Here is a 22188-nt window from a genome sequence, read left to right as displayed (position 1 = left end):
ACTATGGAGGCAGTGTGAAGGCATTGCAAGGCGTTGACGGTCAAGTGGCATGGGTAGATGAGCCGAGTCCTGCGTGCGATGCGGGGCAAGTGCGCATCCGGGTGGCGGCGGCGGGGCTCAACCGCGCCGATCTGTTGCAGAAAGCCGGGCTCTATCCGCCGCCGCCGGGGGTGAGCCAGGCGCTCGGCCTTGAGTGTTCGGGGGTGATCAGCGAAGTCGGCGCGGGGTCGTCCTGGCAGGTCGGCGACCGGGTGTGCGCGCTGCTGGCCGGCGGCGGGATGGCCGAAGAAGTGGTCGTCGACGGGCGGCACGTGCTGGCGGTGCCGGAGGGCCTGTCGCTGGCCGAAGCCGCCGCGCTGCCCGAGGTCTACGCCACTGTCTGGCTGAACGTGTTCCGGCTGGCGGCGCTCAAGCCGGGCGAGAAGGTCTTGCTGCATGCCGGCGCCAGCGGCATCGGTTCGGCCGCCATCCAGCTGTGCAAGGCGTTCGGCAACCCGTGCTGGGTCAGCGTCGGCTCGGCCGAGCGCCTGGCCTACTGTGAAGCGCTGGGGGCCCAGGGCGGCGCGGTGCGCACCGATGACCTGGAGAGCCTGCGGGACTTCGGCCCGTTCGATGTGATCCTGGATCCGGTGGGCGGCCATTACTCGGCGCTGAACCTCAAGCTGCTGGCGCAGGATGGCCGCTGGGTGCTGATCGGCCTGATGGGCGGGCGCGAGGCGAAGCTGGATCTGGCCCAGGTGCTGAGCAAGCGCGTGCAGTTGCTGGGCTCGACCCTGCGCAGCCGCGACGACGGGTTCAAGGCCGATCTGTTCGCCGACCTGAACCAGCATGTCTGGCCGCTCTTCGCCGAAGGACGGTTGAGCCCGCAGTTGGCGAAGACGTTCGCGGCCAAGGACGCCGAAGCGGCGTTTGCGGAGCTGGCGAGCAACACGGTGGCGGGGAAGGTGGTGCTGCTGATCGACGAAAGCCTGGCCTGACGGCCCGCACATTCTGCGGGAGCGGCGGTGCGGACCGACGCTCCCGCAGGAGGCGGTCAGGTCCAGAGGTGGATCGGCCAGCCGGCCTGTTCGGCGTGTTCGCGCAGCACCGGATCCGGGTTCACGATGTGCGGGTAGTCCACCTTCAGCAGCAGCGGCAGGTCGTTGCGCGAGTCGGAATAGAAGCTTGCGCCCTCCAGGTTCTCTTCTTCGGCGTCCAGCCACTCCAGCAGACGGGTGATCTTGCCTTCGCGGTAGGTCAGGATGCCGGTGGTCTGGCCGCTGTACACGCCATGGGCGACCTCCAGCTCGATGCCGAGGATTTCGTCGATGCCCAGGCGTTCGGCGATCGGCTTGACCAGGTGCGTGCCCGAGGCCGAGATCACCAGGATCCGGTCGCCAGCCTTGCGGTGGGCGGCGATGGCCTTGGTCGCATCGCTGAAGATGATCGGTTCGATGAAGTCTTCCACCCACGGTTCGACCAGGTGTTCCACCTCCGCCGGGGTGCGGCCGATCAGCGGCTCAAGGCTGAACGCCATGTAGTCCTCCATGCGCAGCTTGCCATGGCTGTAGGCGTCCATCAGTTCGTTGTTCCTGCGCATGAACGACTCGGGATCGACCCAGCCCAGCCGTCCCATCTGCTCGCTCCAGAGGGAGGCGCAGTCGCCGTGGATCAGGGTTTCGTCCAGATCAAAAATTGCCAGGGCCATCAGTGCGGTTCTCTCTTCAACGTCAGCAAAGTCATCAGGCTACCTCACGCAGGGCCGTCGGATCGATGGAAAGCTTGAGGCGGCGGCCGTCGGGGTGCAGATCCGCCGCCGAACGGTTGAGCACGTCCACCACCAGTTCCACGCCCCGGGCCTCGACCCGGTAGCGGATCACGTTGCCCAGCAGGCTGTGGCTGCGGATCTGCGCGTCGGGCTCGCCGTCCACGCGCAGTTCGATGGCTTCCGGGCGGATGGCGATGCGGTGGTGGATCGGGCGCTGCAGCAGCTTCGAGGCGCTGTCGGCGTCCAGCAGGTTGTAGTTGCCGATGAAGCCGGCGGCGAACACGTCCACCGGGGCGGTGTACAGGGTTTCGGCATCGCCGCTCTGTACGATCTTTCCCTGGTTCATCAGGAAAATCCGGTCGGACATGGTCAGCGCTTCTTCCTGGTCGTGGGTGACGAAGATCGTGGTCAGGCCGAGTTCGCGCTGGATCTGCCGGATCTGCTCGCGCAGGTGCTTGCGGATCCGCGCATCGAGGGCCGACAGCGGTTCGTCCAGCAACAGCAGGCGGGGCCGGGTGACCAGGGAGCGGGCGAGGGCCACGCGCTGGCACTGGCCGCCGGACAACTGATGGGGATAGCGGCCGGCGAAGTCGTTCAGCTCCACCAGCTTCAGCGCTTCGGCCACGCGCTTGTGGCTGTCGTCGGCGTTGACCTTCTGCATGCGCAGGCCGAATGCCACGTTCTGCTCCACGGTCATGTTGGGGAACAGCGCGTAGCTCTGGAACACCATGCCGATCCCGCGCTTCTGCGGGCTCAGCGGCACGATGTCGACGCCGTCGAGCAGGATCTTGCCGCCGTCCACCGGCGTCAGGCCGGCGATGCAGCGCAGCAGGGTGGACTTGCCGCAGCCGGACGGGCCGAGCAGGGTGACGAACTCGCCCTTGTTGATTTCGCAGTTGATGTCGCTGAACACCGTGGTGCCCGCGTAGTGCTTCTGCAGATGTTGGACGCTGACATAGCTCATTGGCTTTTGTCCTTGTTCAAGATGTTGGCGACCCAGGTCAGGACCAGCACGAAAAAGAAGTAGGAGATCACCAGCGCACTGGTGAAGTGGCCGCTGCTGTTGCGCATGTTGTTCAGGTACACCTGCAGGGTTTCGTAGCGGGTGCCGACCAGGATGTTGGCGAACACGAACTCGCCGAACAGGAACGAGAACGACAGCAGCAACGCCACCATCAGGCCCTTGCGCAGGTTCGGCAGCACTACCAGGAACGCCGCCTGCCAGGTGCTGGCGCCGAGCAGTTGGGCGGCGTCCATCAGGTCGCGCAGGTTGATCGCCTGCAGGTTGTTGGTGATCGCCCGGTACATGAACGGCAGCGCCACGGTGAAGTAGCAGCCGATCAGGATCCACGGCGTGCCGACCATCGCCAGCGGCCCGGAGCCGTAGAGCTGCAGCAGCCCCACCGACGACACCACCGGCGGCACCGCGAAGGGCAGCAGGATCAGGATGTTCATCAGCGCGTCGAGCTTGGGGAAGTGGTAGTGCACCACGAACAGCAGCGGCAGGATCAGCACCACCGACAGCGCCAGCGCGCCCACGCACACCAGCAGCGACTGGCCGAAGGCGTGCAGGAAGCGCGGATCGCTCCACAGCTGGATGTACCACTTGAAGGTGAAGCCGCTGGGCAGCACGGTGGCCGACCAACTGCTGGCGATCGAGTAGACCAGCGTGCCCGCCAGCGGCAGCAGCAGAATGGCGAACAGCAGGCAGACCACGACGCGGTGGTAGAGGCCGGCCGGGCCGGATTCAGCGCGAGACATGGTAGCTCCTCTTGAGCAGCAGTTGATGCACGACGGTCACCAGGGTCATCAGGACGACCAGCACCACGGCCAGGGCGCTGGCCAGGTTCGGGTCGAGCGAGATGTCGCCGGAGACCATCGCCGCGATGCGGATCGGCAGCACGTTGAAGTTGCCGGTGGTCAGCGCGTAGACCGTGGCGTAGGCGCCCAGGGCGTTGGCCAGCAGGATCACGAAGGTGCCCAGCAGCGCCGGGGTCAGCACCGGCAGGCCGATGTGGCGCCAGAACTGCCAGCCGCTGGCGCCGAGCAGCGCGGCGGACTCGCGCCAGTCTTCGCGCAGCGCATCGAAGGCCGGATAGAGCAGCAGCACGCCGAGGGGGATCTGGAAGTAGGTGTAGAGGATGATCAGTCCGGTCTTGGAGTACAGGTTGAAGTCCTGGATGAGCCCGGCCTGCTTCAGCATGATCGTGAAGCTGCCGTTGAAGCCCAGCAGGATGATGAACGCGAAGGCCAGGGGCACGCCGGCGAAGTTGCTGGTCATGTTGGCGAAGGCGTTGACGAAGTTGCGCAGTTTGCTGTCGACCCGGCGCAGCGAGTACGCGCCCAGCACCGCAATGAGGATGCCGAACACGCTCGACCAGAAACTGATCTCCAGGCTGTACTGGATCGCCTGCAGGTAGAACTTGGAGCTGAAGATCCTGGTGAAGTTGGCCAGGCCCCAGCCGGACTCCTCCGATTGCAGGCTGTTGATCATCACCCAGGCCAGCGGTGCGATCTCGAACACCATGAAGAACAGGGCGAAAGGCACCAGGCACAGGGCGGCCAGCCATTTGCTGCGGGTCATCGGATTCACTTGAGCAGCTCCCGGCAGACGGGTTTGTCGTGGGGCACACCGAGCAGTTCGCAGACGGTGCCGCACAGGTCGGTCTGCTTCGGCCGGGCGCCCGGATCCAGGCTGAAGGCGTCGCCCAGCACGAACAGCGGCACCCGGCGCTCCTCCGGCAGCAGGCCGTTGTGCGAGCGGTCGTTGTTCATGCCGTGGTCGGCGGTCACCAGCACCTGGTAGCCGGCGTCGAGCCAGCCTTGCAGGTAGTCGGCGAGGATGATGTCGGCGCTGCGGGCGCTGTTGCGGTACTGGGGCGAGTCGAGGCCGTGCTTGTGGCCGGCGTCGTCGATGTTCATCGGATGGATCAGCAGAAAGTTCGGGCGGTGGCGCAGGCGCAGGTGCTCGGCGTCGGCGAACAGGTGCGAGTCCGGGTAGTGGTCGTTCCAGTAGAAGTGGCCGTGCTGGATCGGCAGGGCCGGGTCGTCGGTGTGACGGTCGCGCGCCGCCACGAACGGTGAGCGGTTGTACAGCTCGCTGACCCAGTGGTAGGCCGCCGCAGCGGTGGTCAGGCCGGCGTCCCTGGCGTAGTGGTAGATGCTGCGCTGGTTGGACAGGCGCGAGACGTTGTTGTGGACGATGCCGCTGTCGATCGGCGGCACGCCGGTGAGGATGCATTCGTACAGCGGTCGGGACAGGGCCGGAAGCTCGCACTCCAGTTGATGGAGCGCGGCGCGTCCTGCGCCGACATAAGCTTGCAGATGCCCCATGGCGTGACGGGCGACCTCGTGGCTGAGGCCGTCGAGCACGACAAGGATGACGTTGTGCTTCATAGGGGCAGAAACTCCGCGAAACAATAAGAACGGGAAACTCGAAATCGACACGGATCCTGTGGGAGCGAGCAAGCCCGCTCCCACAGGGTTTTGTGCCAGACCTAGTAGGGATCTATCGGCTTACTTCATCTCGACGATGACTTCTTCGTTCCACTTCTGCGGCAGGGCCTTGGAGGTCTTCTCCCACGCATCGGCGTCCTTGATCGGGGTGACCTTCTTGTACTGCTCGTTCGGCAGCAGCTTGGCCTTCACGTCTTCCGGCAGGGTCAGGTGCTCGGCGCGGATCGGACGGGCGTTGCCGCGGGCCAGGTTGATCTGGCCGGCGTCGCTGAAGATGTATTCGCGGGTCAGCTTGGCCGCGTTCGGGTTCTTCGCGTACTTGTTGATGATGGTGGTGTAGCCGGAGATCACCGAGCCGTCGGACGGGATCAGCACCACGAAGTCATCCGGGTTGGCCATCTTGGCCTTGTAGCTCAGGCCGTTGAAGTCCCAGACCACGCCGACTTCCACTTCACCCTTCTCGATGGTGGAGATGGTCGGGTTGGACATCGACAGGCGACCCTGCTTGGCGATGTCGGCGAACAGCAGCAGCGCCGGCTGCAGGTTCTTCTCGTCGCCGCCGTTGGCCAGCGCGGCGGCCAGCACGCCGTTGGCGGCTTGCGCGGCGGTGCTCACGTCACCGATGGAGACCTTGTACTTGCCGCCCTTGAGGTCGGCCCATTTGGTCGGCACTTCGGAGCCGTGCAGCAGCTTCTTGTTGACGATGAAGGCGATGGTGCCGGTGTAGGCCAGCGCCCAGTTGCCGTCCTTGTCCTTGGCCCAGGCAGGCACCTGCTCCCAGGTGCTCGGCTTGTACGGCTGCACCACGCCTTGCTTGACCGCGATCGGGCCGAAGGCCGCGCCGACGTCGCCGATGTCGGCGGTGGCGTTGTCTTTCTCGGCGGCGAACTTGGCGATTTCCTGGGCCGAGCTCATGTCGGTGTCGACGTGCTTGAGGCCGTAGTTCTTGGCCAGGTCTTCCCAGGTGCCTTTCCAGTTGGCCCAGTCGTCGGGCATGCCCACGCTGTTGACGGCGCCTTCCGCTTTCGCAGCGGCTTCCAGGGTTTTCAGGTCGTCGGCCGCCATGGCGGCGGTGCACATTGCAATGGTCGAGCCTAACAGTGATGCCAGGAAAAACTGTTTCATTCCGAAGCTCCTTGGGTCGTGTTCAACGCTGCGATTGCGGTGTGTGTTGGTCTAGGTCAGCAATACCTGAGCCAATCTAAGGGGGCTGGATGACACTTTGATGTCGGCGACTGTCCGGCGGCGCTTTTTTCTGCGGGCCGTCGCAGGCTGCCCGGTAAGCGTAGACCATGGCCGGAGCCCGGTCCGTAAAGGACTTGGCCGATGTATTGCAGGCTGTGAGCGTGACCGTCGGGCGGTTTTGTCATCTCCCGGTCATCTGCGCTGCCTAGGCTTTGTGTTCAGTGATGAGCCGGTTTTGCAGCGCGGTTCTGCCCCGAAACAGTGCTGGTCTAGTCCAGATAGGTAACGTTGATGCGCGATGAGGCAACAAAAGCGGTGACAGCCATTTGCCTGATCCTTCAGGAGCAGATGAACCACGGCCTGCTGGCGCCCGGCAGCAAGCTGCCGGCCGAGCGCAAGCTCAGCGAGCTGTTCGGCACCACCCGGATCACGGTGCGCGAGGCGTTGCTGCAGCTGGAGGCCCAAGGGCAGATCTACCGCGAGGAGCGCCGTGGCTGGTTCGTGTCACCGCCGCGCCTGGCGTACAACCTGATGCAGCGCAGCCACTTTCACGCGATGGTCAGCGCCCAGGGGCGGGTGCCGTCGACCGAGGTGATTTCGGCGCGGCTGCAGCCGGCGTCGGCGGCGGTGTGCGCCTGGCTGCAGTTGCCGGCGCTGTCGAGCGTGATCCAGATCTGCCGGTCCCGGCGCATCGACGGGCGGCTGGTGCTGTATGTGGAGCACTACCTGAACCCGCATTATTTCCCGGGCATCCTGGACTGCGACCTGAACCAGTCGATCACCGAGCTGTACGCGCGCAACTACGACCTGCACTACGGCCGGGTGCGGTTCGAGATCGTGCCGACCTCGCTGTCGGTGGATGCCGCGGCGGCGCTGCGGGTGTCGGTGGGCAGTCCGGGCTTGCGGATCGCCCGGGTCAACTACGATCAGCACGAGCGGCTGATCGACTGCGACCTGGAGTTCTGGCGGCATGACGCGATCCATGTCGGCGTCGATGTGTTCTGAGCTGTTGGCTGGCCGTGACTGGATCGGTGCGCCTGCCGACGTCATCGACAGCAGGCTGGCTCACACAGGGATTCGGGGGGAGTGCGGGGAGTGAGCCTGCTTGCGATGACGGTCACTCCGGTTTCGGCTCTCCACCGCCGGCCGTCACCACCTGCACGCTCATGCGCGGCGTCGCCAGGTCCAGCCCGGCTTCGTCCAGGTGGCGCTTGAGCGACAGGTTGAACGCCCGCGAAACCTCCCACTGCTTGATCGGCGCGGTCTTGAAGCGCGCCCGCAGGATCGCGTTGCCGGACTCGAAACTCTCCACTCCCTGAAACTCCAGCGGCGACCAGATGTTGCGGCGCTGCAGGGGATCGGTGCGCATCTTCTGGCCGACCTCGCGCATCAGCTTCATCGCCTCGTCGATGTCCATGTTGTACGGCACCGCGACCCGGAAGATCGCGTAGCCGAACTCACGGGAGTAGTTCTTGATGCTCTTGATTTCGCTGAACGGGATGGTGTGCACGATGCCGTCGATGTCCCGCAGGCGCACGGTGCGGATGGTCAGCCCTTCGACGGTGCCCAGGTGGCCGCCGACGTCCACGTAGTCGTCGATGGCCAGCGAATCTTCGATGATGATGAACAGCCCGGTGATCAGGTCCGCCACCAGCGACTGCGCACCGAAGCCGATGGCCAGGCCGATCACGCCCGCACCGGCCAGCAGCGGCGTGACGTTCATGCCCATGTTGGCCAGGGCGACGATCAGGGCCACGATGAAGATCGCCACGAACAGCACGTTGCGGATCAGCGGCATCATCGTCTGCGCCCGGGTGTTGGCCAGGCCCTTGCGCGAGCGGGTGAGGGCGTGGTGCACGGCGGTGTCGCTGAGGATCCAGATCAGCCAGGCGAAGATCAGGGTGCCGATCAGGCTGAACAGCTTGACGCTGACGTCGTGGCCTTCGCCTTCGGTGAAGCCGATCAGCGACTTGCCCCACACCCGCAGGCCCAGCTCGATGAACGCCAGCCATACCGCCAGGTGGGCGAGGGTGTAGAAAAAGGCTTTGAGGCGTTCGGAATAGAACGCGTGGCGCTTCGGCCCGCGCTGCGGCTTGAGCGCATGGCGACGCACCAGACCGTTGATGACCATGCACAGCACCAGCAGCACGGTGCAGATCAGCGACTGGCGCAACGCGGTGCTGGTGTCGCCGGCGGAAATGAACGTGGCGAACAGCGAAATGCCGACCAGCACCAGCGCCGGGACGTACCAGAACGTGCCCAGGATCTCGATGGTGTCGCTGAGGGCGCGGCGGGTCAGGCGGCGGGACAGCGGCTGGTTGCGGATCAGATGGGCGATGGGCCGCCGGAAGCGCAGGATGAACAGCGCGGTGAACAGGGCGGCGAGTACGTTGGCGACCGTGGCGGCGGTGTGCGCCAGGTGCACGCCGAGGCTGGCGATCAGGCGCGGATCGTTCAGGGCCTCGCCGAACGCGGCGAAGCTGCCGATCAGCCACAGCGGGCGGAACGCCTGGTGCCGCAGGATGTACAGCGCGCGGTGGCGGTGCGGCCCGTCGAGCAGGGAAAAGGCGATCACGCAGATCGCCGAGAAACAGGTGCCCACCACCAAGGCATAGGCCAGCACCATCGCCAGGCTCTTGCCCAGCGACGACGGCAGGGCGTAACTCATGTAGACGGTCATCACCAGCGCGATCATCCATGGCCCGAGCTTGCGCAGGGCGAAGCGCAGCATGTCGAGGGCCTTGGGGTGTTGCGGCAGTTCCTCGGTGAGGCCGAAGCGCAGGCGCACCCGGTGCCCGAGCCAGATCAGCGCGGCGGCGAGCAGGCTCCAGACCGCGAGGATCACGGCGAATGCGAAGACGATCGGCACCCACTCGCTGGCGGGCACCATCAGGGCGGCCAGTTCGTCCTGGGCCTGGTCGAATTCGGCGAGCCAGCGGCTGAGCGGGCTGTCGGCGCCGGAAAACTGCTTTTCGAAGTTGGCCAGGGTGCCGCCGATCAGGCCCAGCACGCCTTCTTCCGGGGTGGCCTGGGCCTTTTGGGTGGCGTCGCGCAGTTTCTTCAGGTCCGCCAGCAGGCGGGCGCGCTGCTGATCGTTCTCCAGCGACTTGATGACCTCGTCCAGCGACTGGCCCAGCGGTTCCTGGGCTTCGGGCTGGGCCTTGTTCGCGCCGTTGAGGATGCCCGGCAGGCCGACCGCCTCGGCCGGCGCCAGCGGCATCAGGGAAATCAGGCAGACGAGAAACAGGCAGGGCAGGGTGAAGAGACGGGCGAACACGGGGCAGTCAACCTCGCAAGGGGCGGATCGGGCGAGTGTACGAGCCCGCCGGAGCCAATGCGAGCGCAGCACGGCTCATTCGTTGAGTTTGGCCAGGATCTTGTAGACCACGGTGGCCAGGATCATCAGCATGCCGACCCACATGGCGAACACGCCGGCGTTCTTGTCGCGGAAGTTGAAGCCGATGGCGAGCAGGATCATGCCCGACAGGATCGGAATGAGCATGGCGTGGAACGATGACATCGAGATCATGGCGACTGCCTTGTCGAAGGGGATGGTTCAAGTCTAGGTGGGATTTTGCCCGGTGGGGGTGATGCGGGTCAGAACCGGGCCGCTCCGGACGGGGGCGGCGTCTGTTCGATAGCCATCGCCAGCAGGCTGGCTCCCATAATGGAACGCATTGCCCATGTGGGAGCCCGTCTGCCGGCGATGTTCTCGCAGGGTTACGGCAGTTCGCGGCTGGCGTAGAACGCGCTCAGCACCTTGACCAGGTGCGCCAGGTCATGGCTGCCGCACAGTTCGCGGATCGAGTGCATGGCGAACGTCGGCAGGCCGATGTCGACGGTGCGCACGCCCAGGTGGCTGGCGGTGATCGGGCCGATGGTCGAGCCGCAGCCCATGTCGCTGCGCACCACGAAGCTTTGCACCGGCACTTCTTCGGCCATGCACAGGTGGCGGAAGAACCCGGCGGTTTCGCTGTTGGTGGCGTAGCGCTGGTTGTTGTTGACCTTGATCACCGGGCCGGCGTTGAGTTTCGGGCCGTGGTTGCCGTCGTGCTTCTCGGCGTAGTTGGGGTGCACGCCGTGGGCGTTGTCGGCCGAGACCAGCAGGGATTTCTGGATGGTGCGCACGAACTCGTCGCCTTCGGGCAGCAGGCGGCGCAGGGTCTGCTCCAGCATCGGGCCGTCGGCGCCGCAGGCCGAGCAGGAGCCGACCTCTTCGTGGTCGTTGCACACCAGCACGCAGGTCTCTTCGGTGTCGGCGTTGAGCAGGGCCTGCAGGCCGGCGTAGCACGACAGCAGGTTGTCCAGGCGGGCGCCGGCGATGAAGTCGCCGTGCAGGCCGATGACGGCGGCGCTCTGGGTGTCGTAGAAGCTCAGCTCGTAGTCGAGCACCACATCGGCGTTGAGGCCGTGCTCGCGGGCCAACTGGTCGGTGAGCACGGCGCGGAAGTCCACGCGCTCGTCGCCGGCGAACTGCGCCAGCACCGGCGGCAGCTCGGTCTGTGCGTTGATCGCCCAGCCCTGGTTGGCTTCGCGGTTGAGGTGGATCGCAAGGTTGGGGATGATCGCGATCGGTGCCTTGAAGTCGATCAGTTGGCTTTCGACCTTGCCGTCGCGGCGGAAGGTGACGCGGCCGGCCAGCGACAGGTCGCGGTCGAACCATGGCGCCAGCAGCGCGCCGCCGTAGACTTCGACGCCCAGTTGCCAGAAGCCCTGGCGCTGCAGTTCCGGTTGCGGCTTGACCCGCAGGCACGGGCTGTCGGTGTGGGCGCCGACCAGGCGGATACCGTCGTGGAGCGGCGAGTGGCGGCCCATCTTGATGGCGATGATCGAGGAGTCGTTACGGGTGACGTAGTAACGGCCGTTGGCTTCGGTGTGCCACGGCTCGCGCTCGTCGAGGCGCACATAACCGGCGGCCTCCAGGCGTTGGGCAAGGCTGGCGGTGGCGTGGAACGGGGTAGGTGAGGCCTTGAGGAAGTCGATCAGGCCTTGGTTCAACTCTTCGCGCATAGGAGGCTCCAGACAGCGATGGGCGGGAGTTTAACCCATCGGTCCGAGGCTGGGGACATGCGGGCGCTACTGTCTTGGTCCGGTCGTGCGGTGCCTGGGCCGGCGCCATCGCCAGCAGGCTGGCTCCCACAGAAGGGCGGCCGGCAGGAGGGTGTTGCCGGGGCCGGCCCTTTCGCGGGCAAGCCCGCTCCCACAGTGGTCTTCGGTGATCTGCGATAACTGTGGGGAGCTGGCTTGCCAGCGATGGCGGCCGTCCGGGCACCGCAGGGCATGATCAAGACAGTGGCTTCCACACGTTTGTGGGAGCCGGCCTGCCGGCGATGGCGTCAGCCAAGGCGCCGCGGAGCCGGAGAGGTGCCTCAGCGGGCCGCCGACACCCGTTTCTTCAGGTAGCTCATGATGATCTTTTCGTCTTCGGGCTTGTCCGGACGCGGCAGTTGCTGCGGCCAGCGGGGATGGTCCAGCAGCTTTTTCCGGCGGCTTTCGTCCCAGCGCAGGATTTCCCGCGAGGCGCATTCCCACCACTCATGGCGGCAAGCGGTGTAGTACGGATGGTCCGGCGCGGCGCTGCCGTACAAAAGGTCGCGGCCGACCTTGCGCAGGGTGCCGCTCTGGTTGCGCAGTTTCCATTTGATCTTCAGGCGTTGCCAGGCCGACGGGAATGGCTTGGCCCGCGGCACGTCGGTGCACAGGTCCACCAGGCGCTGGCTGAACGCCTCGCCGTGCTGGGAGAAGAAGTACGCCTGCATCGCATGGAAGAAACGCTTCTCCGCGAAGTAGTGGTAGATGTGCTTGCGCGCCTCCACCACCGGACGCTTGCGCATGGCGTACGACAAGGCGATCTGCTCGATGGTGTGGATCTCGAAGCCGCCGGCGGTCCATTCGTCGATCAGGCGGATCGATTCCTCGAACAGCGCCGAGTCGCTGTCGGTGACCCCGCACAGGCCGCTGTTGTAGAGCTTGAAGCCGTTGTCGGGCGTCACGCCGTGGGCAACGAGGTCGCGGGCGAGCTTGAGGTAGTCCTGGCGCTGGTGCACGTCTTTCCAGTCGTACTCGAAGCGGTCCATCACCGATTGGCCGGGGGTGATGTGCTGGAACAGCCGGTTGGGGTCGCTGGTGAACAGCGTGTCGGTGTCGACGAACAGGGTCTTCTGCGCCAGTTGCAGGCCGGCGGCGATCGCACAGGCCTTGCGCCGGTGGTGGTAGCCGTGGCTGCCTTGCCAGCGGGTCAGGGTCTGTTCGTCCAGCACGAGGGTGTCCACCGGCCAGCCGGCATAGTCCTGCGGCCGGTCGGTGAGGATCCGGATCGCCGGGCGCTTGCCGTTCTTGGCCTGGGACAGGGCGGTGAGGATGCTGAACTTGGCTTCGCGCCGGTACACATCCTGGTTGCCGTAGATCAGGTAAAGCAGCTGGTGACGGGTTTTCTTGACGGGTGTTGCCAGGGAATCGATACCGCTCATCCGGAACAAAAATCCTTGTCTCAATACAGGTGACTGCCCCTCTGGGCAGTGCTCAGAACGGCGCCGGGCACTCGAAGCGCAAGCGTTCGCCGGACTGGGGGTGGGTGAAGCTGAGCATGCTGGCGTGAAGGCACAGGCGCGGCCAGGCCGCCAGGGCCTGCGGATGGGCATAGAGCCCGTCGCCCAGCAGCGGATGCCCGATGGACAGCATGTGCACGCGCAACTGGTGCGAACGGCCGGTGATCGGCGTCAGCTCGACGCGGCACCAGTCGCCGCAACGCTCCAGCACGCGCCAGAAGGTCAGGGCGTGCTTGCCGAACTCGTGGTCCACGACGTGGCGCGGCTTGGTCGGCGGGTCGTAGCGCAGGGGCAGGTCGATGCTGCCGCTGTCCAGTTCCGGTTGGCCCCAGCACAAGGCGGTGTAGGCCTTTTCGGTTTCCCGGTCGTGGAACTGGCGCGACAGTTCGCGGTGGGTGTCGGGGTCGCGGGCCAGCAGGATGATGCCGGACGTTTCCCAATCCAGCCGATGGACGATTCGCGCTTCCGGGTAGCCGTTTTCCTGCAGGCGGGTGATCAGGCAATCCTTGTTGTCCTCGGCCCGGCCGGGCACCGAGAGCAGCAGGGTGGGCTTGTCGACCACCAGAATGGCGGCGTCCTGATGGATGATGCGGATGTTGGACAGCGGCATTAAAACAGTCTCGTGACAAATGCCGACGGCGGCTTCAGGCCGTTCCATCGCTGGAAGGGCCTGAAGCCGCCGTCGTTCCCGCCAGGCCGGATCAGCGGTCTGGCAGGGTGATGTTGAGTTCCAGGATCGAGCAGCTGCCCTGGCTTTCCAGCGCCACGTGCACGTCGTCGTTGCCGATGTTGACGTACTTGCGGATCACTTCCACCAGTTCCTTCTGCAGGGACGGCAGGTAGTCGGGGGTGCTGCGCTGGCCGCGTTCATGCGCCACGATGATCTGTAGACGCTCTTTCGCTACCGAGGCGGTGCTGGGCTTCTTGTTGGCACGAAAGAAGTCAAAAAGGTTCATTACCTACCTCCAAACAGACGCTCGAAGAATCCCTTCTTCTCGACATTGAGGAACCGGTGTTCTTTTTCCTTGCCCAGCAGACGGTCGACGGTGTCGCTGTAGGCCTGGCCGGCATCGCTCTGGTCGTCGAGGATGACCGGGACGCCCTGGTTGGAGGCCTTGAGCACGGCCTGGGATTCCGGAATGACGCCCAGCAGGCGGACGGCGAGGATTTCCTTGACGTCTTCGACGCCGAGCATTTCGCCCTTCTCGACACGCTCCGGGTGGTAGCGGGTGATCAGCAGGTGTTCCTGGATCGGCTCTTCGCCTTTTTCGGCGCGGCGCGACTTGCTGGCCAGCAGGCCCAGCATGCGGTCGGAGTCGCGCACCGAGGAAACCTCAGGGTTGGTCACGACGATCGCTTCGTCAGCGAAGTACATGGCCAGGTGGGCGCCTTTCTCGATGCCCGCCGGGGAGTCGCAGACCACGAAGTCGAATTGGTCCTTGAGTTCCATCAGGACCTTTTCCACGCCTTCCTGGGTCAGCGCGTCCTTGTCACGGGTCTGGCTGGCGGCCAGCACGTACAGGTTCTCCAGGCGCTTGTCCTTGATCAGGGCTTGCTGCAGGTTGGCTTCGCCGTTGACCACGTTGACGAAGTCGTACACCACGCGACGCTCGCAACCCATGATCAGGTCGAGGTTACGCAGGCCCACGTCGAAGTCGACGATGACTGTTTTGTGCCCGCGCAGTGCGAGGCCGGTACCGATAGCGGCGCTGGTGGTGGTCTTACCCACACCACCCTTGCCGGATGTAACCACGAGAATCTTGGCCAAGGTGTTTCACCCCTAAGGAAGAAGGACTGTTCAGCCCCTGAAAAACATCTCTTGAAAACTAATGCAGTCGGACAGCCTTGGCTGGAATTCGGCTTTTGGCCTTTTTCCTACTTCGTTTGAGCCGTTTTCGCTATGTTTCAGAGATGCTTGGAAAATGCGGCAGTATCCGTTAAAGCCGAATGATGTTCAACACGTCGCCCGACAGGCTGACCTGCACGCCGGCGCCCCACAGCGGGTCGCGGCGCAAATCTTCGGAAACCTTGTAATGGCCTGCGATGGAGATCAGTTCAGCGCTCAATTGCTGGCAGAAAATCCTCGCCTTGGTGTCGCCCTTGACGCCGGCCAGCGCACGTCCGCGCATCGGGCCGTATACATGGATGTTGCCGTCGGCCAGAAGTTCCGCCCCGGGGCTGACCGAGGAGACCACCACCAGATCGCCGCCCTGGGCGTAGATCTGCTGGCCGCCACGTACTGGCGAGGTGATGACGCGGGTCGGCTTGACGGTCGGTTCCGGCGCCTTTTCCGGTTGTTTCTTCACCTCTGGCTCAGGCGCCTCCAGCGGCCGCTCGCGGGCGCCGGACGGCGGCAGCACCGGGATGTCGATGGCGATGGCGGCGGCGATGTCCTCGATGCGGCTGGCGCGGATCGCCAGGGTGCGCAGGCCGTGCTGGCGGCACACGCGCATCAGTCCCGGCAGGTCGACCGCGCCTTCGCCCGGCGGCAGTTTGTCCAGGGCCAGGACCAGCGGCGCGTTGCTGAAGAAGTTCGGGGCCTGGGCCACTTTGGCCGCCAGTTGCCGGTCGAGGCTGTCGAGGTCGTTGCGGGACAGCTCCAGCACGGTGATGGCCAGCATGCTGCCCTTCAACTGGAACACGGGATCCTGGTCTAGCGGTTCGGTTTGGCTCATGTCGGGATACAACGGCTTGTCACTAAAAGTGCCGAGACTTATAACGAGAACGCCGGCCAGCCGCAAGCCGGGTCGAACGATGTAGAATGCGCGGCCACTGCATTGACGGAAGCTTTAATGGAACGCCCGCGTTTTCGAACCGCCTTTCTTTCCCCGCGCTTCTGGCCGCTCTGGTGCGGCTTGGGGCTCTTGTGGCTGATCGTGCAGCTGCCGTACCCCGCCTTGCTGGCCATCGGTCGGTTTCTCGGTGCCGTGATGTATCGCCTGGCCGGCGACCGGCGGCGCATCGCCAAGCGCAACCTGGAACTGTGCTTCCCGGAGAAGTCCGCCGCCGAGCGCAAGCGCCTGCTCAAGGAGAACTTCGCCTCCACCGGCATCGCCTTCTTTGAAATGGCGATGAGCTGGTGGTGGTCGCGCCAGCGCCTGGCCAAGCTGGCCCATGTCGAGGGGCTGGAGCACCTGCAGAAGGCCCAGCGCGAGGGCAAGGGCGTGATCCTGATGGCCGCGCACTTCACCACGCTTGAGATCGGCGCGGCGCTGCTCGGCCAGCAGCACACCATCGACGGCATGTACCGCGAGCACAAGAACGCGCTGTTCGATTTCGTCCAGCGTCGCGGCCGCGAACGGCACAACCTCGATTCGCTGGCGGTGGAACGCGACGACGTACGCGGCATGCTCAAACTGCTGCGTTCGGGCCGGGCGATCTGGTATGCGCCGGACCAGGACTACGGCGCCAAGCAAAGCATTTTCGTGCCGCTGTTCGGCATTCAGGCGGCGACCGTCACCGCCACCACCAAATTCGCCCGGCTGGGCAAGGCGCTGGTGGTGCCGTTCACCCAGGAACGCCTGGCCGACGGCAGCGGCTACCGGCTGGTGATCCACGCGCCGCTGGAGGATTTCCCCGGCGAGACCGAAGAGGCCGACTGCATCCGCATCAACCAGTGGGTCGAAGGCGTGCTGCGCGATTGCCCCGAGCAATACCTGTGGGCCCACCGGCGCTTCAAGAGCCGTCCGCCGGGCGAGCCGAAGCTGTACGCCAAGCGCGGTTGATGTTCCCTTTCCCTTAAGGCACCACGGAGCGTTGCGATGAGCCCAGCTGAACCGGTCACAGGTTTGATTCTTTCCGGCGGCGGGGCTCGGGCGGCCTATCAGGTCGGGGTGCTGGCAGCCATCGCCGAATTGCTGCCGCCGGGGGCGGACAACCCGTTCCCGGTGATCGTCGGCACGTCCGCCGGGGCGATCAACGCGGTCAGCCTGGCCAGCGGCGCCACGGATTTTCGCGCCGCCGTCGAGCGTCTCACCCAGTTCTGGCAAGGGTTCCGCAGCCACCGGGTGCTGCGCAGCGACTGGCCGGGGGTGATCCGCCAGGCCGCCCGGTTCGTGTTCCACAGCCTGCTGGGCCTGGGCCGGCGGGTGCCGGTGGCGTTGCTCAACAGTTCGCCGCTGCGCTCGCTGCTGCACGACAAGCTGCACATGCCCGGCATCGCCGAGTCCATCGCCCGCAAACAGCTGCATGCGGTAGCGGTGACGGCGTTCGGCTACGAGTCCGGCCAGGCCGTCACGTTCTATCAGGGCGGCGGCGCCATCGATGCGTGGCTGCGTCACCGGCGCATCGGCGTGCCGACCCAACTGTCGGTGGATCATCTGCTGGCCAGTTCGGCGATCCCGCTGCTGTTCGCCCCGGTGAAGATCGGCGCCGAGTTCTTCGGCGACGGCGCGGTGCGGCAGTCGGCGCCGATCAGCCCGGCGCTGCACCTGGGGGCGAGCCGGGTGCTGGTGGTGGGCGTGAGCGGCAACCCGCGCGGCGTCGATCCGCAGCAGCCGCTGGAACGCACCTACACCGGCCAGCAGCCGACGCTGGCGCAGATCGGCGGGCACATGCTCAACAGCACGTTCATCGACAGCCTGGAAAGCGACATCGAACTGCTCCAGCGCCTGAACCAGTTCAGCCATCTGCTGCCCGACGGCACGCCGACCCGGGCGTTGGGCGCGGCGCCGGTGGAGGTGCTGGTGATTTCGCCCAGCCAGCCGATCGACGAAATCGCGGCGCGGCACCGTCAGGAGCTGCCGGCGGCGTTGCGGGTGTTCCTGCGCGGGCCGGGCGCGACCAAGACCAGCGGGGCGGGGGTGCTGAGCTATCTGTTGTTCGAGGCGGGGTACTGCAGCGAGCTGATCGACCTGGGGCGGCGCGATGCGTTGGCCAAGCGCGATGAGCTGTGCCGGTTCCTGGGGATCGGCGAGGCGGTGGTGCCGGCCTGAGGCGTTCTCGGATGCAGGGTTGAACCCAAACCCTGTGGGAGCTGGCTTGCCAGCGATGACAGTGTGTCAGGCGGTGAAGCTGTCAGCTGTGCCAGCCTCATCGCCAGCAGGCTGGCTCCCACAGGGGATCCGGGTTGAATGCAGATTCTGTTGTCTCTGCAATGCCCTGTGGGAGCGAGCTTGCTCGCGATGGCGTCCGCAAGGACGCCGCTTAGGCCTGAATCAGAAGTGGAACTTCACCAGGAAGCTGGTCACGTTCTGATTGGTGGTGAACGCACGGGTGTCGTCGATCCCGTACTTGTCTTTCCAGTAGTCGTACTCGACGCCCACGTACAGCTGCTTCTCGCCGAAGCTCAGCGCCTTGCCCAGGTCGTACTTGATCTGCGGGTTGAAGTGCAGGTTGGCGTGGTAGTCGCCCTTGGAATTGGAGTCGTTGTCGACCACCCAGTCCATGAAGCCGTCGATCAGCACGTCCGACTTGCCGACCGGAATGGTGTAGGACCAGACCGGGGTGATCTGCCAGACGTTGTCACCGGCGCGCGGGCCTTCGGTGTGGCGCTGGTAGAAGTTCAGCTGGAAGTAGTCGAAGCCTGGGATCGCCAGGTCGAAGCCCGGGCCGATCAGGTAGGACTCGACGTCGCCTTCACCGAACTCGTAGGTCATCGCCAGCAGCACGTCCTTGACCGGGCCGAACTCGATCTTCTGGTCGAGGATCTTGCCCAGCGACAGGCGCGGGCTGAACTCGCCGTAGTAGGTGTTGTTGCCGACGCCGCCATCCGGCTTGCCGTTGTAGAAGATCTTGTCGATGAACAGGAAGTTGTCCCCGTACTTCCACGCATCGGCGTGCTCGAAGGTGACGGTCTGCTGAATGGCCGGGTTGACCTTGAAGTCTTTGCCGTACAGGTAGGTCAGGCTGTTGTTCTGCCATTGCAGCAGGTCGCCGGCCATGGCCTGGCCGCCGGCCAGCAAGGATCCCGCGAGCATCAGGCTGGTGCAGGTGCGTTTCATTCGGTTGCTCCCAAAGTAGGTGTTCCACGTTATTTTTTTAAGGTCGGCGCTCTGGTGTGGCGCCTTTTCTCGTTACTGCGAAAATCGTCCGTCCGGTCAGCTCCGCCGCTTGTGGCAGGTGCGTTCAGCAAGAGCTGCGCCAAGGCTTTCGGAAAGCAAAAAAACGCCCGTCCGGCTGCTGAAAAACAGTCGGATGAACGTGTTTTCGGAATGCCTCGGCACTGACCGCGGCCTGGATAAGTTGGCTTTTCGGTCAGGAATTAAATTCGGGCTTTTTTTTAGACCGAATTCAGGAGGCCGCGGAGAATACTGACTCGACGGCCAGGCCTCAAGTGCCCCGCAACAGAGCACCGACGACAGGTAAGGGGCGCGGTTGCGGGCCATCTCAGAAGTGCACCTTCACCAGCAGGCTGGCGGTGTTCTGGTTGGTGTCGAAACTGTGGCTGCTTTCGACGCCGTACTTGTTCTTCCAGTAGCTGTACTCGGTGCCCACGTACAGTTGCTTTTCGCGCCAGCCGAGGGCCTTGCCCAGGTCGTACTTGATCTGCGGGTTGATGTGCAGGTTGGCGTGGTAGGTGCCGCGCGCGTTCTCGTCGTTGTCCACCACCCAGTCGAGGTAGCCGTCGATCAGCACGTCGGAGTTGCCCACGGGAATGCTGTACGACCAGCCCGGCGTGATCTGCCAGACGCCGTCGCCGGGGCGCGGGCCTTCGGTCTGGCGGCGGTAGAAGTTGAGGGTGAAATAGTTGAAGCCCGGCACCTTGAGGTCGAAGCCGGGGCCGATCAGGTAGGCCTCGCTGTCGCCTTCGCCGTATTCGTAGGTCATCGCCAGCAGCACGTCCTTGACCGGGCCGAATTCGATCCGCTTGTAGAAGATCTTGCCGAACGACAGGCGCGGGCTGAATTCGCCGTAGAACGCGTGAGGGCCTTTGTTGCGGTCTTCCTGGCCGTTGTAGAAGATCTTGTCGACGAACAGGAAGTTGTCGCCGTACTTCCATTTGTCGGCGTGCTCGAACGTCACCGTCTGCTGGATCGACGGGTTGATCGCGAAGTTCTTGCCGTACAGGTAGCTCAGGCTGTTGGTCTGCCACAGCAGCAGGTCGCCGGCCATGGCCTGGGTGGCGGCCATCAGGCCACCGCTCAACAGCAATCCGGATTGCGTGCGAATCATCTGGTGCTCCCTCTTGTTATTGTTTTTCAGGCGCAGGGTTGCCCATCCCCTGTAGGCGCGAGCCTGCTCGCGAAGAGGGCGTGTCAGTCGCCGTCACTGTTGAATGACACACCGCTATCGCGAGCAGGCTCGCTCCCACAAGGGAGCTTCGTGTTGCCGTCAATGCGGGTGAGCGTGGCAGTCGTTGATCGTTGCGCGTTCGGCGCCGCCGAGGATGTTGAACAGCAGGTTCAGCACCAGGGCGCTGAGGGTGGCCATGGCGATGCCGCTGTGGGTGATCGGGCTCATCCACACGGGCAGGTGGGCGAAGAACTCCGGACGCACCACCGGGATCAGGCCCATGCCGATGCTCACCGCCACCAGCAGCTGGTTGCGCCGGTCGCCGATGTCGGCCTCCTGCAGGATCTTGATCCCGGTGGCCGCCACCATGCCGAACATCGCGATGGCCGCGCCGCCCAGCACCGCCGGCGGAATCGACGCCACCAGGAACGCTGCCTTGGGCAACAGGCTCAGCACGATCAGCAGGCCGCCGGCGACGATGGTCACCGAGCGGCAGCGCACGCCGGTCATCTGCACCAGGCCGATGTTCTGGGCGAACGAGGAATGGGTGAACGTGTTGAAGAAACCGGCGAAGAACGAGGCGGCGGCGTCGCACATCAGGCCGCGCCGCAGCCGGCGCGGGCAGACGTCTTCGCCGGTGATCTTGCCCAGCGCCAGGAACATGCCGGTGGACTCGACGAAGATGATCACCACCACCAGGCACATGGACAGGATCGGCGCCAGCTCGAACTTCGGCAGACCGAAATGCAGCGGGGTGACGAACTGCACCCAGGGCGCATTGGCCATGCCGCTCAGGTCGACCATGCCGAGGGCGCCGCAGAGCACATACCCCAGGCACATGCCGATCAGCACGGAGATGTTGACCCAGAAGCCGCGCATGAAGCGGTGGATCAGCAAAATGGTGGCCAGCACCAGGGCGGCGATGGCCAGGTAGACGGGTGAGCCGAACTGCGCGGCGGCGGCACCGCCGCCGGCCCAGTTCACGGCCACGGGGAACAGCGAAAGGCCGATCGAGGTGATGACCGTGCCGGTCACCAGCGGCGGGAAGAAGCGCACGACCTTGGACATGAACGGCGCGATGAGCATGCCGAAGAACCCGGCGGCGATGGTCGCGCCGAAGATCCCCTGCAGGCCGATGCCGGGCATGCCGGCCATGGCGACCATGCTGCCGACGGCGGCGAAGCTGGCGCCCATCATCACCGGCATGCGGATGCCCATCGGGCCGATGCCCAGGGACTGGACGATGGTGGCGATGCCGGCGACCAGCAGGTCGGCGTTGATCAGGAAGGCGATTTCCTCGCGACTCAGGCCTGCGGCCTGTCCGATGATCAGCGGAACCGCGATGGCGCCGCCGTACATCAGCAGAACATGTTGCAGACCGACCAGGATCAGTTGCAAAAGGGGCAAACGCTGAATGGCGGGTGCGTCGGGGATGCGCGCTTTGGACAGCTCGGACATGCAACACCTCGGATCTTTTTATTCTTGTGATTGAACAGCGGTGGTGGTGCGCACCGCTGTCATTTGCATCAGGCTGACCGCGTTGCGGTCAATCGCGAGCAGGCTCGCTCCTACAGGTTTTGTATGACCTGTGTAGGAGCGAGCCTGCTCGCGATGCTTTTACTGCTTAGTTGGTCTGGGCTCCCTGGGCGATCCATGCACCGATCAGGTCACGTTCCTGCTGGGTCATCTGGGTGATGTTGCCCAGCGGCATGATCTGCGTGGTGATGGCCTGGGCCTGGATCCGCGCCGCGTTCTGGCGGATCTGTTCAGGGGTGTCGAACATCACGCCGGCAGGGGCTGCGCTGAACAGCGGACTGGTCGGCTTGGCCGAGTGGCAGACCGCGCAACGTTCCTGGATCACGCTGTGCACCTTGTCGAACGCAGGGCCGGCATTGGACGCCTGGGCCGGTGCGGCGGCAGGGGCTGCGGGTGCGGCCGGCTGCGCGGCCTCGGCCGGTTTGGCGCCGCCGCCCAACGCCGTTTCCGGCAGGGGCTGGTACTCGATCTTCGCCGGTGCCTTGGCCACGTCAGCCCGGAATGCTGATCAGGGCGAGCCAGGTCAACGGCTTGCCGACGGCC

The 22188-nt window shown here is 65.0% G+C and carries 21 protein-coding genes and 1 pseudogene; 4 read left to right on the top strand and 18 right to left on the bottom strand.

What is annotated here, in order from left to right:
* Window positions 1-14 precede the first annotated feature (14 nt).
* Window positions 15-977, top strand: coding sequence for a zinc-binding dehydrogenase (locus CAG33_RS26945; RefSeq protein WP_085577688.1), 963 nt, complete (start codon window positions 15-17; stop codon window positions 975-977).
* A gap of 56 nt (window positions 978-1033) precedes the next feature.
* Here CAG33_RS26945 and CAG33_RS26940 read toward each other — a convergent pair whose 3' ends face one another.
* From CAG33_RS26940 to CAG33_RS26915, 6 genes are all read right to left on the bottom strand, one after another.
* Window positions 1034-1687, bottom strand: a complete 654-nt coding sequence (locus tag CAG33_RS26940; protein ID WP_085577687.1) for an HAD family phosphatase — start codon at window positions 1685-1687, stop codon at window positions 1034-1036.
* A gap of 34 nt (window positions 1688-1721) precedes the next feature.
* A complete protein-coding gene (locus CAG33_RS26935) occupies window positions 1722-2711 on the bottom strand; it encodes an ABC transporter ATP-binding protein (protein WP_085631216.1) in 990 nt (329 codons plus the stop codon).
* Window positions 2708-3508 (bottom strand): ABC transporter permease, encoded by an 801-nt coding sequence (locus CAG33_RS26930; RefSeq protein ID WP_085577685.1) that lies wholly within the window; start codon window positions 3506-3508, stop codon window positions 2708-2710. Before CAG33_RS26930 ends, CAG33_RS26935 begins: the two co-directional genes overlap by 4 nt.
* Window positions 3495-4331, bottom strand: a complete 837-nt coding sequence (locus CAG33_RS26925) for an ABC transporter permease subunit (protein WP_170929971.1) — start codon at window positions 4329-4331, stop codon at window positions 3495-3497. The genes CAG33_RS26930 and CAG33_RS26925 overlap by 14 nt, the downstream gene beginning before the upstream one ends.
* Window positions 4332-4336: 5 nt before the next feature.
* Window positions 4337-5143, bottom strand: coding sequence for an alkaline phosphatase family protein (locus CAG33_RS26920; RefSeq protein WP_085577683.1), 807 nt, complete (start codon window positions 5141-5143; stop codon window positions 4337-4339).
* A 120-nt stretch (window positions 5144-5263) separates the two neighbouring features.
* Window positions 5264-6328: an ABC transporter substrate-binding protein gene (locus tag CAG33_RS26915; protein ID WP_085577682.1), complete on the bottom strand. Its 1065-nt coding sequence runs from the start codon at window positions 6326-6328 to the stop codon at window positions 5264-5266.
* Window positions 6329-6679: 351 nt separating this feature from the next.
* Between CAG33_RS26915 and CAG33_RS26910 the strand changes: the two genes are divergently transcribed.
* The gene (locus CAG33_RS26910; protein ID WP_085641185.1) at window positions 6680-7393 is read left to right on the top strand and encodes a UTRA domain-containing protein; all 714 of its coding nucleotides are present in this window, start codon (window positions 6680-6682) and stop codon (window positions 7391-7393) included.
* Between the two features lie 112 nt (window positions 7394-7505).
* On the opposite strand, the gene CAG33_RS26905 is transcribed toward CAG33_RS26910, so the two are convergent.
* The 8 genes from CAG33_RS26905 to minC all read right to left on the bottom strand — a co-directional run bounded on the left by CAG33_RS26905 (window position 7506) and on the right by minC (window position 15611).
* Entirely contained in the window at window positions 7506-9665 is a 2160-nt protein-coding gene (locus tag CAG33_RS26905) for a mechanosensitive ion channel family protein (RefSeq protein WP_085577680.1), read from the bottom strand.
* 75 nt (window positions 9666-9740) lie between these two features.
* The gene (locus CAG33_RS28625) at window positions 9741-9917 is read right to left on the bottom strand and encodes a hypothetical protein (RefSeq protein ID WP_007965354.1); all 177 of its coding nucleotides are present in this window, start codon (window positions 9915-9917) and stop codon (window positions 9741-9743) included.
* A gap of 191 nt (window positions 9918-10108) precedes the next feature.
* Window positions 10109-11398 (bottom strand): M18 family aminopeptidase, encoded by a 1290-nt coding sequence (locus CAG33_RS26900; protein ID WP_085577679.1) that lies wholly within the window; start codon window positions 11396-11398, stop codon window positions 10109-10111.
* 359 nt (window positions 11399-11757) lie between these two features.
* Window positions 11758-12858 (bottom strand): hypothetical protein, encoded by a 1101-nt coding sequence (locus CAG33_RS26895; protein ID WP_085641183.1) that lies wholly within the window; start codon window positions 12856-12858, stop codon window positions 11758-11760.
* Window positions 12859-12910: 52 nt separating this feature from the next.
* The gene (locus CAG33_RS26890; protein WP_085577677.1) at window positions 12911-13546 is read right to left on the bottom strand and encodes an RluA family pseudouridine synthase; all 636 of its coding nucleotides are present in this window, start codon (window positions 13544-13546) and stop codon (window positions 12911-12913) included.
* Window positions 13547-13637: 91 nt separating this feature from the next.
* Window positions 13638-13892 (bottom strand): cell division topological specificity factor MinE, encoded by a 255-nt coding sequence (gene minE, locus CAG33_RS26885; RefSeq protein WP_007960071.1) that lies wholly within the window; start codon window positions 13890-13892, stop codon window positions 13638-13640.
* Entirely contained in the window at window positions 13892-14704 is an 813-nt protein-coding gene (minD, locus tag CAG33_RS26880) for a septum site-determining protein MinD (RefSeq protein ID WP_085577676.1), read from the bottom strand. The genes minE and minD overlap by 1 nt, the downstream gene beginning before the upstream one ends.
* A gap of 169 nt (window positions 14705-14873) precedes the next feature.
* Entirely contained in the window at window positions 14874-15611 is a 738-nt protein-coding gene (gene minC, locus CAG33_RS26875; RefSeq protein ID WP_085577885.1) for a septum site-determining protein MinC, read from the bottom strand.
* A gap of 117 nt (window positions 15612-15728) precedes the next feature.
* On the opposite strand from minC, the gene CAG33_RS26870 reads away from it, so the two are divergent.
* Both CAG33_RS26870 and CAG33_RS26865 read left to right on the top strand, forming a co-directional pair.
* The gene (locus tag CAG33_RS26870) at window positions 15729-16661 is read left to right on the top strand and encodes a lipid A biosynthesis lauroyl acyltransferase (RefSeq protein ID WP_085577675.1); all 933 of its coding nucleotides are present in this window, start codon (window positions 15729-15731) and stop codon (window positions 16659-16661) included.
* A 36-nt stretch (window positions 16662-16697) separates the two neighbouring features.
* Window positions 16698-17870 carry a patatin-like phospholipase family protein gene (locus CAG33_RS26865; protein WP_085577674.1) on the top strand — a complete coding sequence of 391 codons (1173 nt, stop codon included), beginning with the start codon at window positions 16698-16700 and terminating at the stop codon, window positions 17868-17870.
* 222 nt (window positions 17871-18092) lie between these two features.
* Here CAG33_RS26865 and CAG33_RS26860 read toward each other — a convergent pair whose 3' ends face one another.
* The 4 genes and pseudogenes from CAG33_RS26860 to CAG33_RS26845 all read right to left on the bottom strand — a co-directional run.
* Window positions 18093-18878 carry an outer membrane protein OmpK gene (locus CAG33_RS26860; RefSeq protein WP_085577673.1) on the bottom strand — a complete coding sequence of 262 codons (786 nt, stop codon included), beginning with the start codon at window positions 18876-18878 and terminating at the stop codon, window positions 18093-18095.
* 385 nt (window positions 18879-19263) lie between these two features.
* Entirely contained in the window at window positions 19264-20049 is a 786-nt protein-coding gene (locus tag CAG33_RS26855; RefSeq protein ID WP_085641181.1) for an outer membrane protein OmpK, read from the bottom strand.
* A gap of 159 nt (window positions 20050-20208) precedes the next feature.
* On the bottom strand, window positions 20209-21567 hold the full coding sequence (locus CAG33_RS26850; protein ID WP_085577671.1) for a nucleobase:cation symporter-2 family protein: 1359 nt from the start codon (window positions 21565-21567) through the stop codon (window positions 20209-20211).
* 166 nt (window positions 21568-21733) lie between these two features.
* A pseudogene (locus CAG33_RS26845) lies at window positions 21734-22138 on the bottom strand (hypothetical protein); the annotation flags it as partial.
* Between the last annotated feature and the right edge of the window lie 50 nt (window positions 22139-22188).

Origin of the sequence: Pseudomonas sp. B3(2017), assembly GCF_002113595.1 — a bacterium.
GTDB lineage: Bacteria > Pseudomonadota > Gammaproteobacteria > Pseudomonadales > Pseudomonadaceae > Aquipseudomonas > Aquipseudomonas ekonensis.
Note: the sequence above shows the minus strand (reverse complement) of the source record. Positions and strands in the feature narration are given on the sequence as shown.

Bases quoted from the DNA above. Each gene is read 5' to 3' on its own strand.
- CAG33_RS26940 (WP_085577687.1), bottom strand. From the start codon at position 1,687: ATGGCCCTGGCAATTTTTGATCTGGACGAAACCCTGATCCACGGCGAC.
- CAG33_RS26935 (WP_085631216.1), bottom strand. From the start codon at position 2,711: ATGAGCTATGTCAGCGTCCAACATCTGCAGAAGCACTACGCGGGCACC.
- CAG33_RS26930 (WP_085577685.1), bottom strand. From the start codon at position 3,508: ATGTCTCGCGCTGAATCCGGCCCGGCCGGCCTCTACCACCGCGTCGTG.
- CAG33_RS26925 (WP_170929971.1), bottom strand. From the start codon at position 4,331: ATGACCCGCAGCAAATGGCTGGCCGCCCTGTGCCTGGTGCCTTTCGCC.
- CAG33_RS26920 (WP_085577683.1), bottom strand. From the start codon at position 5,143: ATGAAGCACAACGTCATCCTTGTCGTGCTCGACGGCCTCAGCCACGAG.
- CAG33_RS26915 (WP_085577682.1), bottom strand. From the start codon at position 6,328: ATGAAACAGTTTTTCCTGGCATCACTGTTAGGCTCGACCATTGCAATG.
- CAG33_RS26910 (WP_085641185.1), top strand. From the start codon at position 6,680: ATGCGCGATGAGGCAACAAAAGCGGTGACAGCCATTTGCCTGATCCTT.
- CAG33_RS28625 (WP_007965354.1), bottom strand. From the start codon at position 9,917: ATGATCTCGATGTCATCGTTCCACGCCATGCTCATTCCGATCCTGTCG.
- CAG33_RS26900 (WP_085577679.1), bottom strand. From the start codon at position 11,398: ATGCGCGAAGAGTTGAACCAAGGCCTGATCGACTTCCTCAAGGCCTCA.
- CAG33_RS26895 (WP_085641183.1), bottom strand. From the start codon at position 12,858: ATGAGCGGTATCGATTCCCTGGCAACACCCGTCAAGAAAACCCGTCAC.
- CAG33_RS26890 (WP_085577677.1), bottom strand. From the start codon at position 13,546: ATGCCGCTGTCCAACATCCGCATCATCCATCAGGACGCCGCCATTCTG.
- minE (WP_007960071.1), bottom strand. From the start codon at position 13,892: ATGAACCTTTTTGACTTCTTTCGTGCCAACAAGAAGCCCAGCACCGCC.
- minC (WP_085577885.1), bottom strand. From the start codon at position 15,611: ATGAGCCAAACCGAACCGCTAGACCAGGATCCCGTGTTCCAGTTGAAG.
- CAG33_RS26870 (WP_085577675.1), top strand. From the start codon at position 15,729: ATGGAACGCCCGCGTTTTCGAACCGCCTTTCTTTCCCCGCGCTTCTGG.
- CAG33_RS26865 (WP_085577674.1), top strand. From the start codon at position 16,698: ATGAGCCCAGCTGAACCGGTCACAGGTTTGATTCTTTCCGGCGGCGGG.
- CAG33_RS26860 (WP_085577673.1), bottom strand. From the start codon at position 18,878: ATGAAACGCACCTGCACCAGCCTGATGCTCGCGGGATCCTTGCTGGCC.
- CAG33_RS26855 (WP_085641181.1), bottom strand. From the start codon at position 20,049: ATGATTCGCACGCAATCCGGATTGCTGTTGAGCGGTGGCCTGATGGCC.
- CAG33_RS26850 (WP_085577671.1), bottom strand. From the start codon at position 21,567: ATGTCCGAGCTGTCCAAAGCGCGCATCCCCGACGCACCCGCCATTCAG.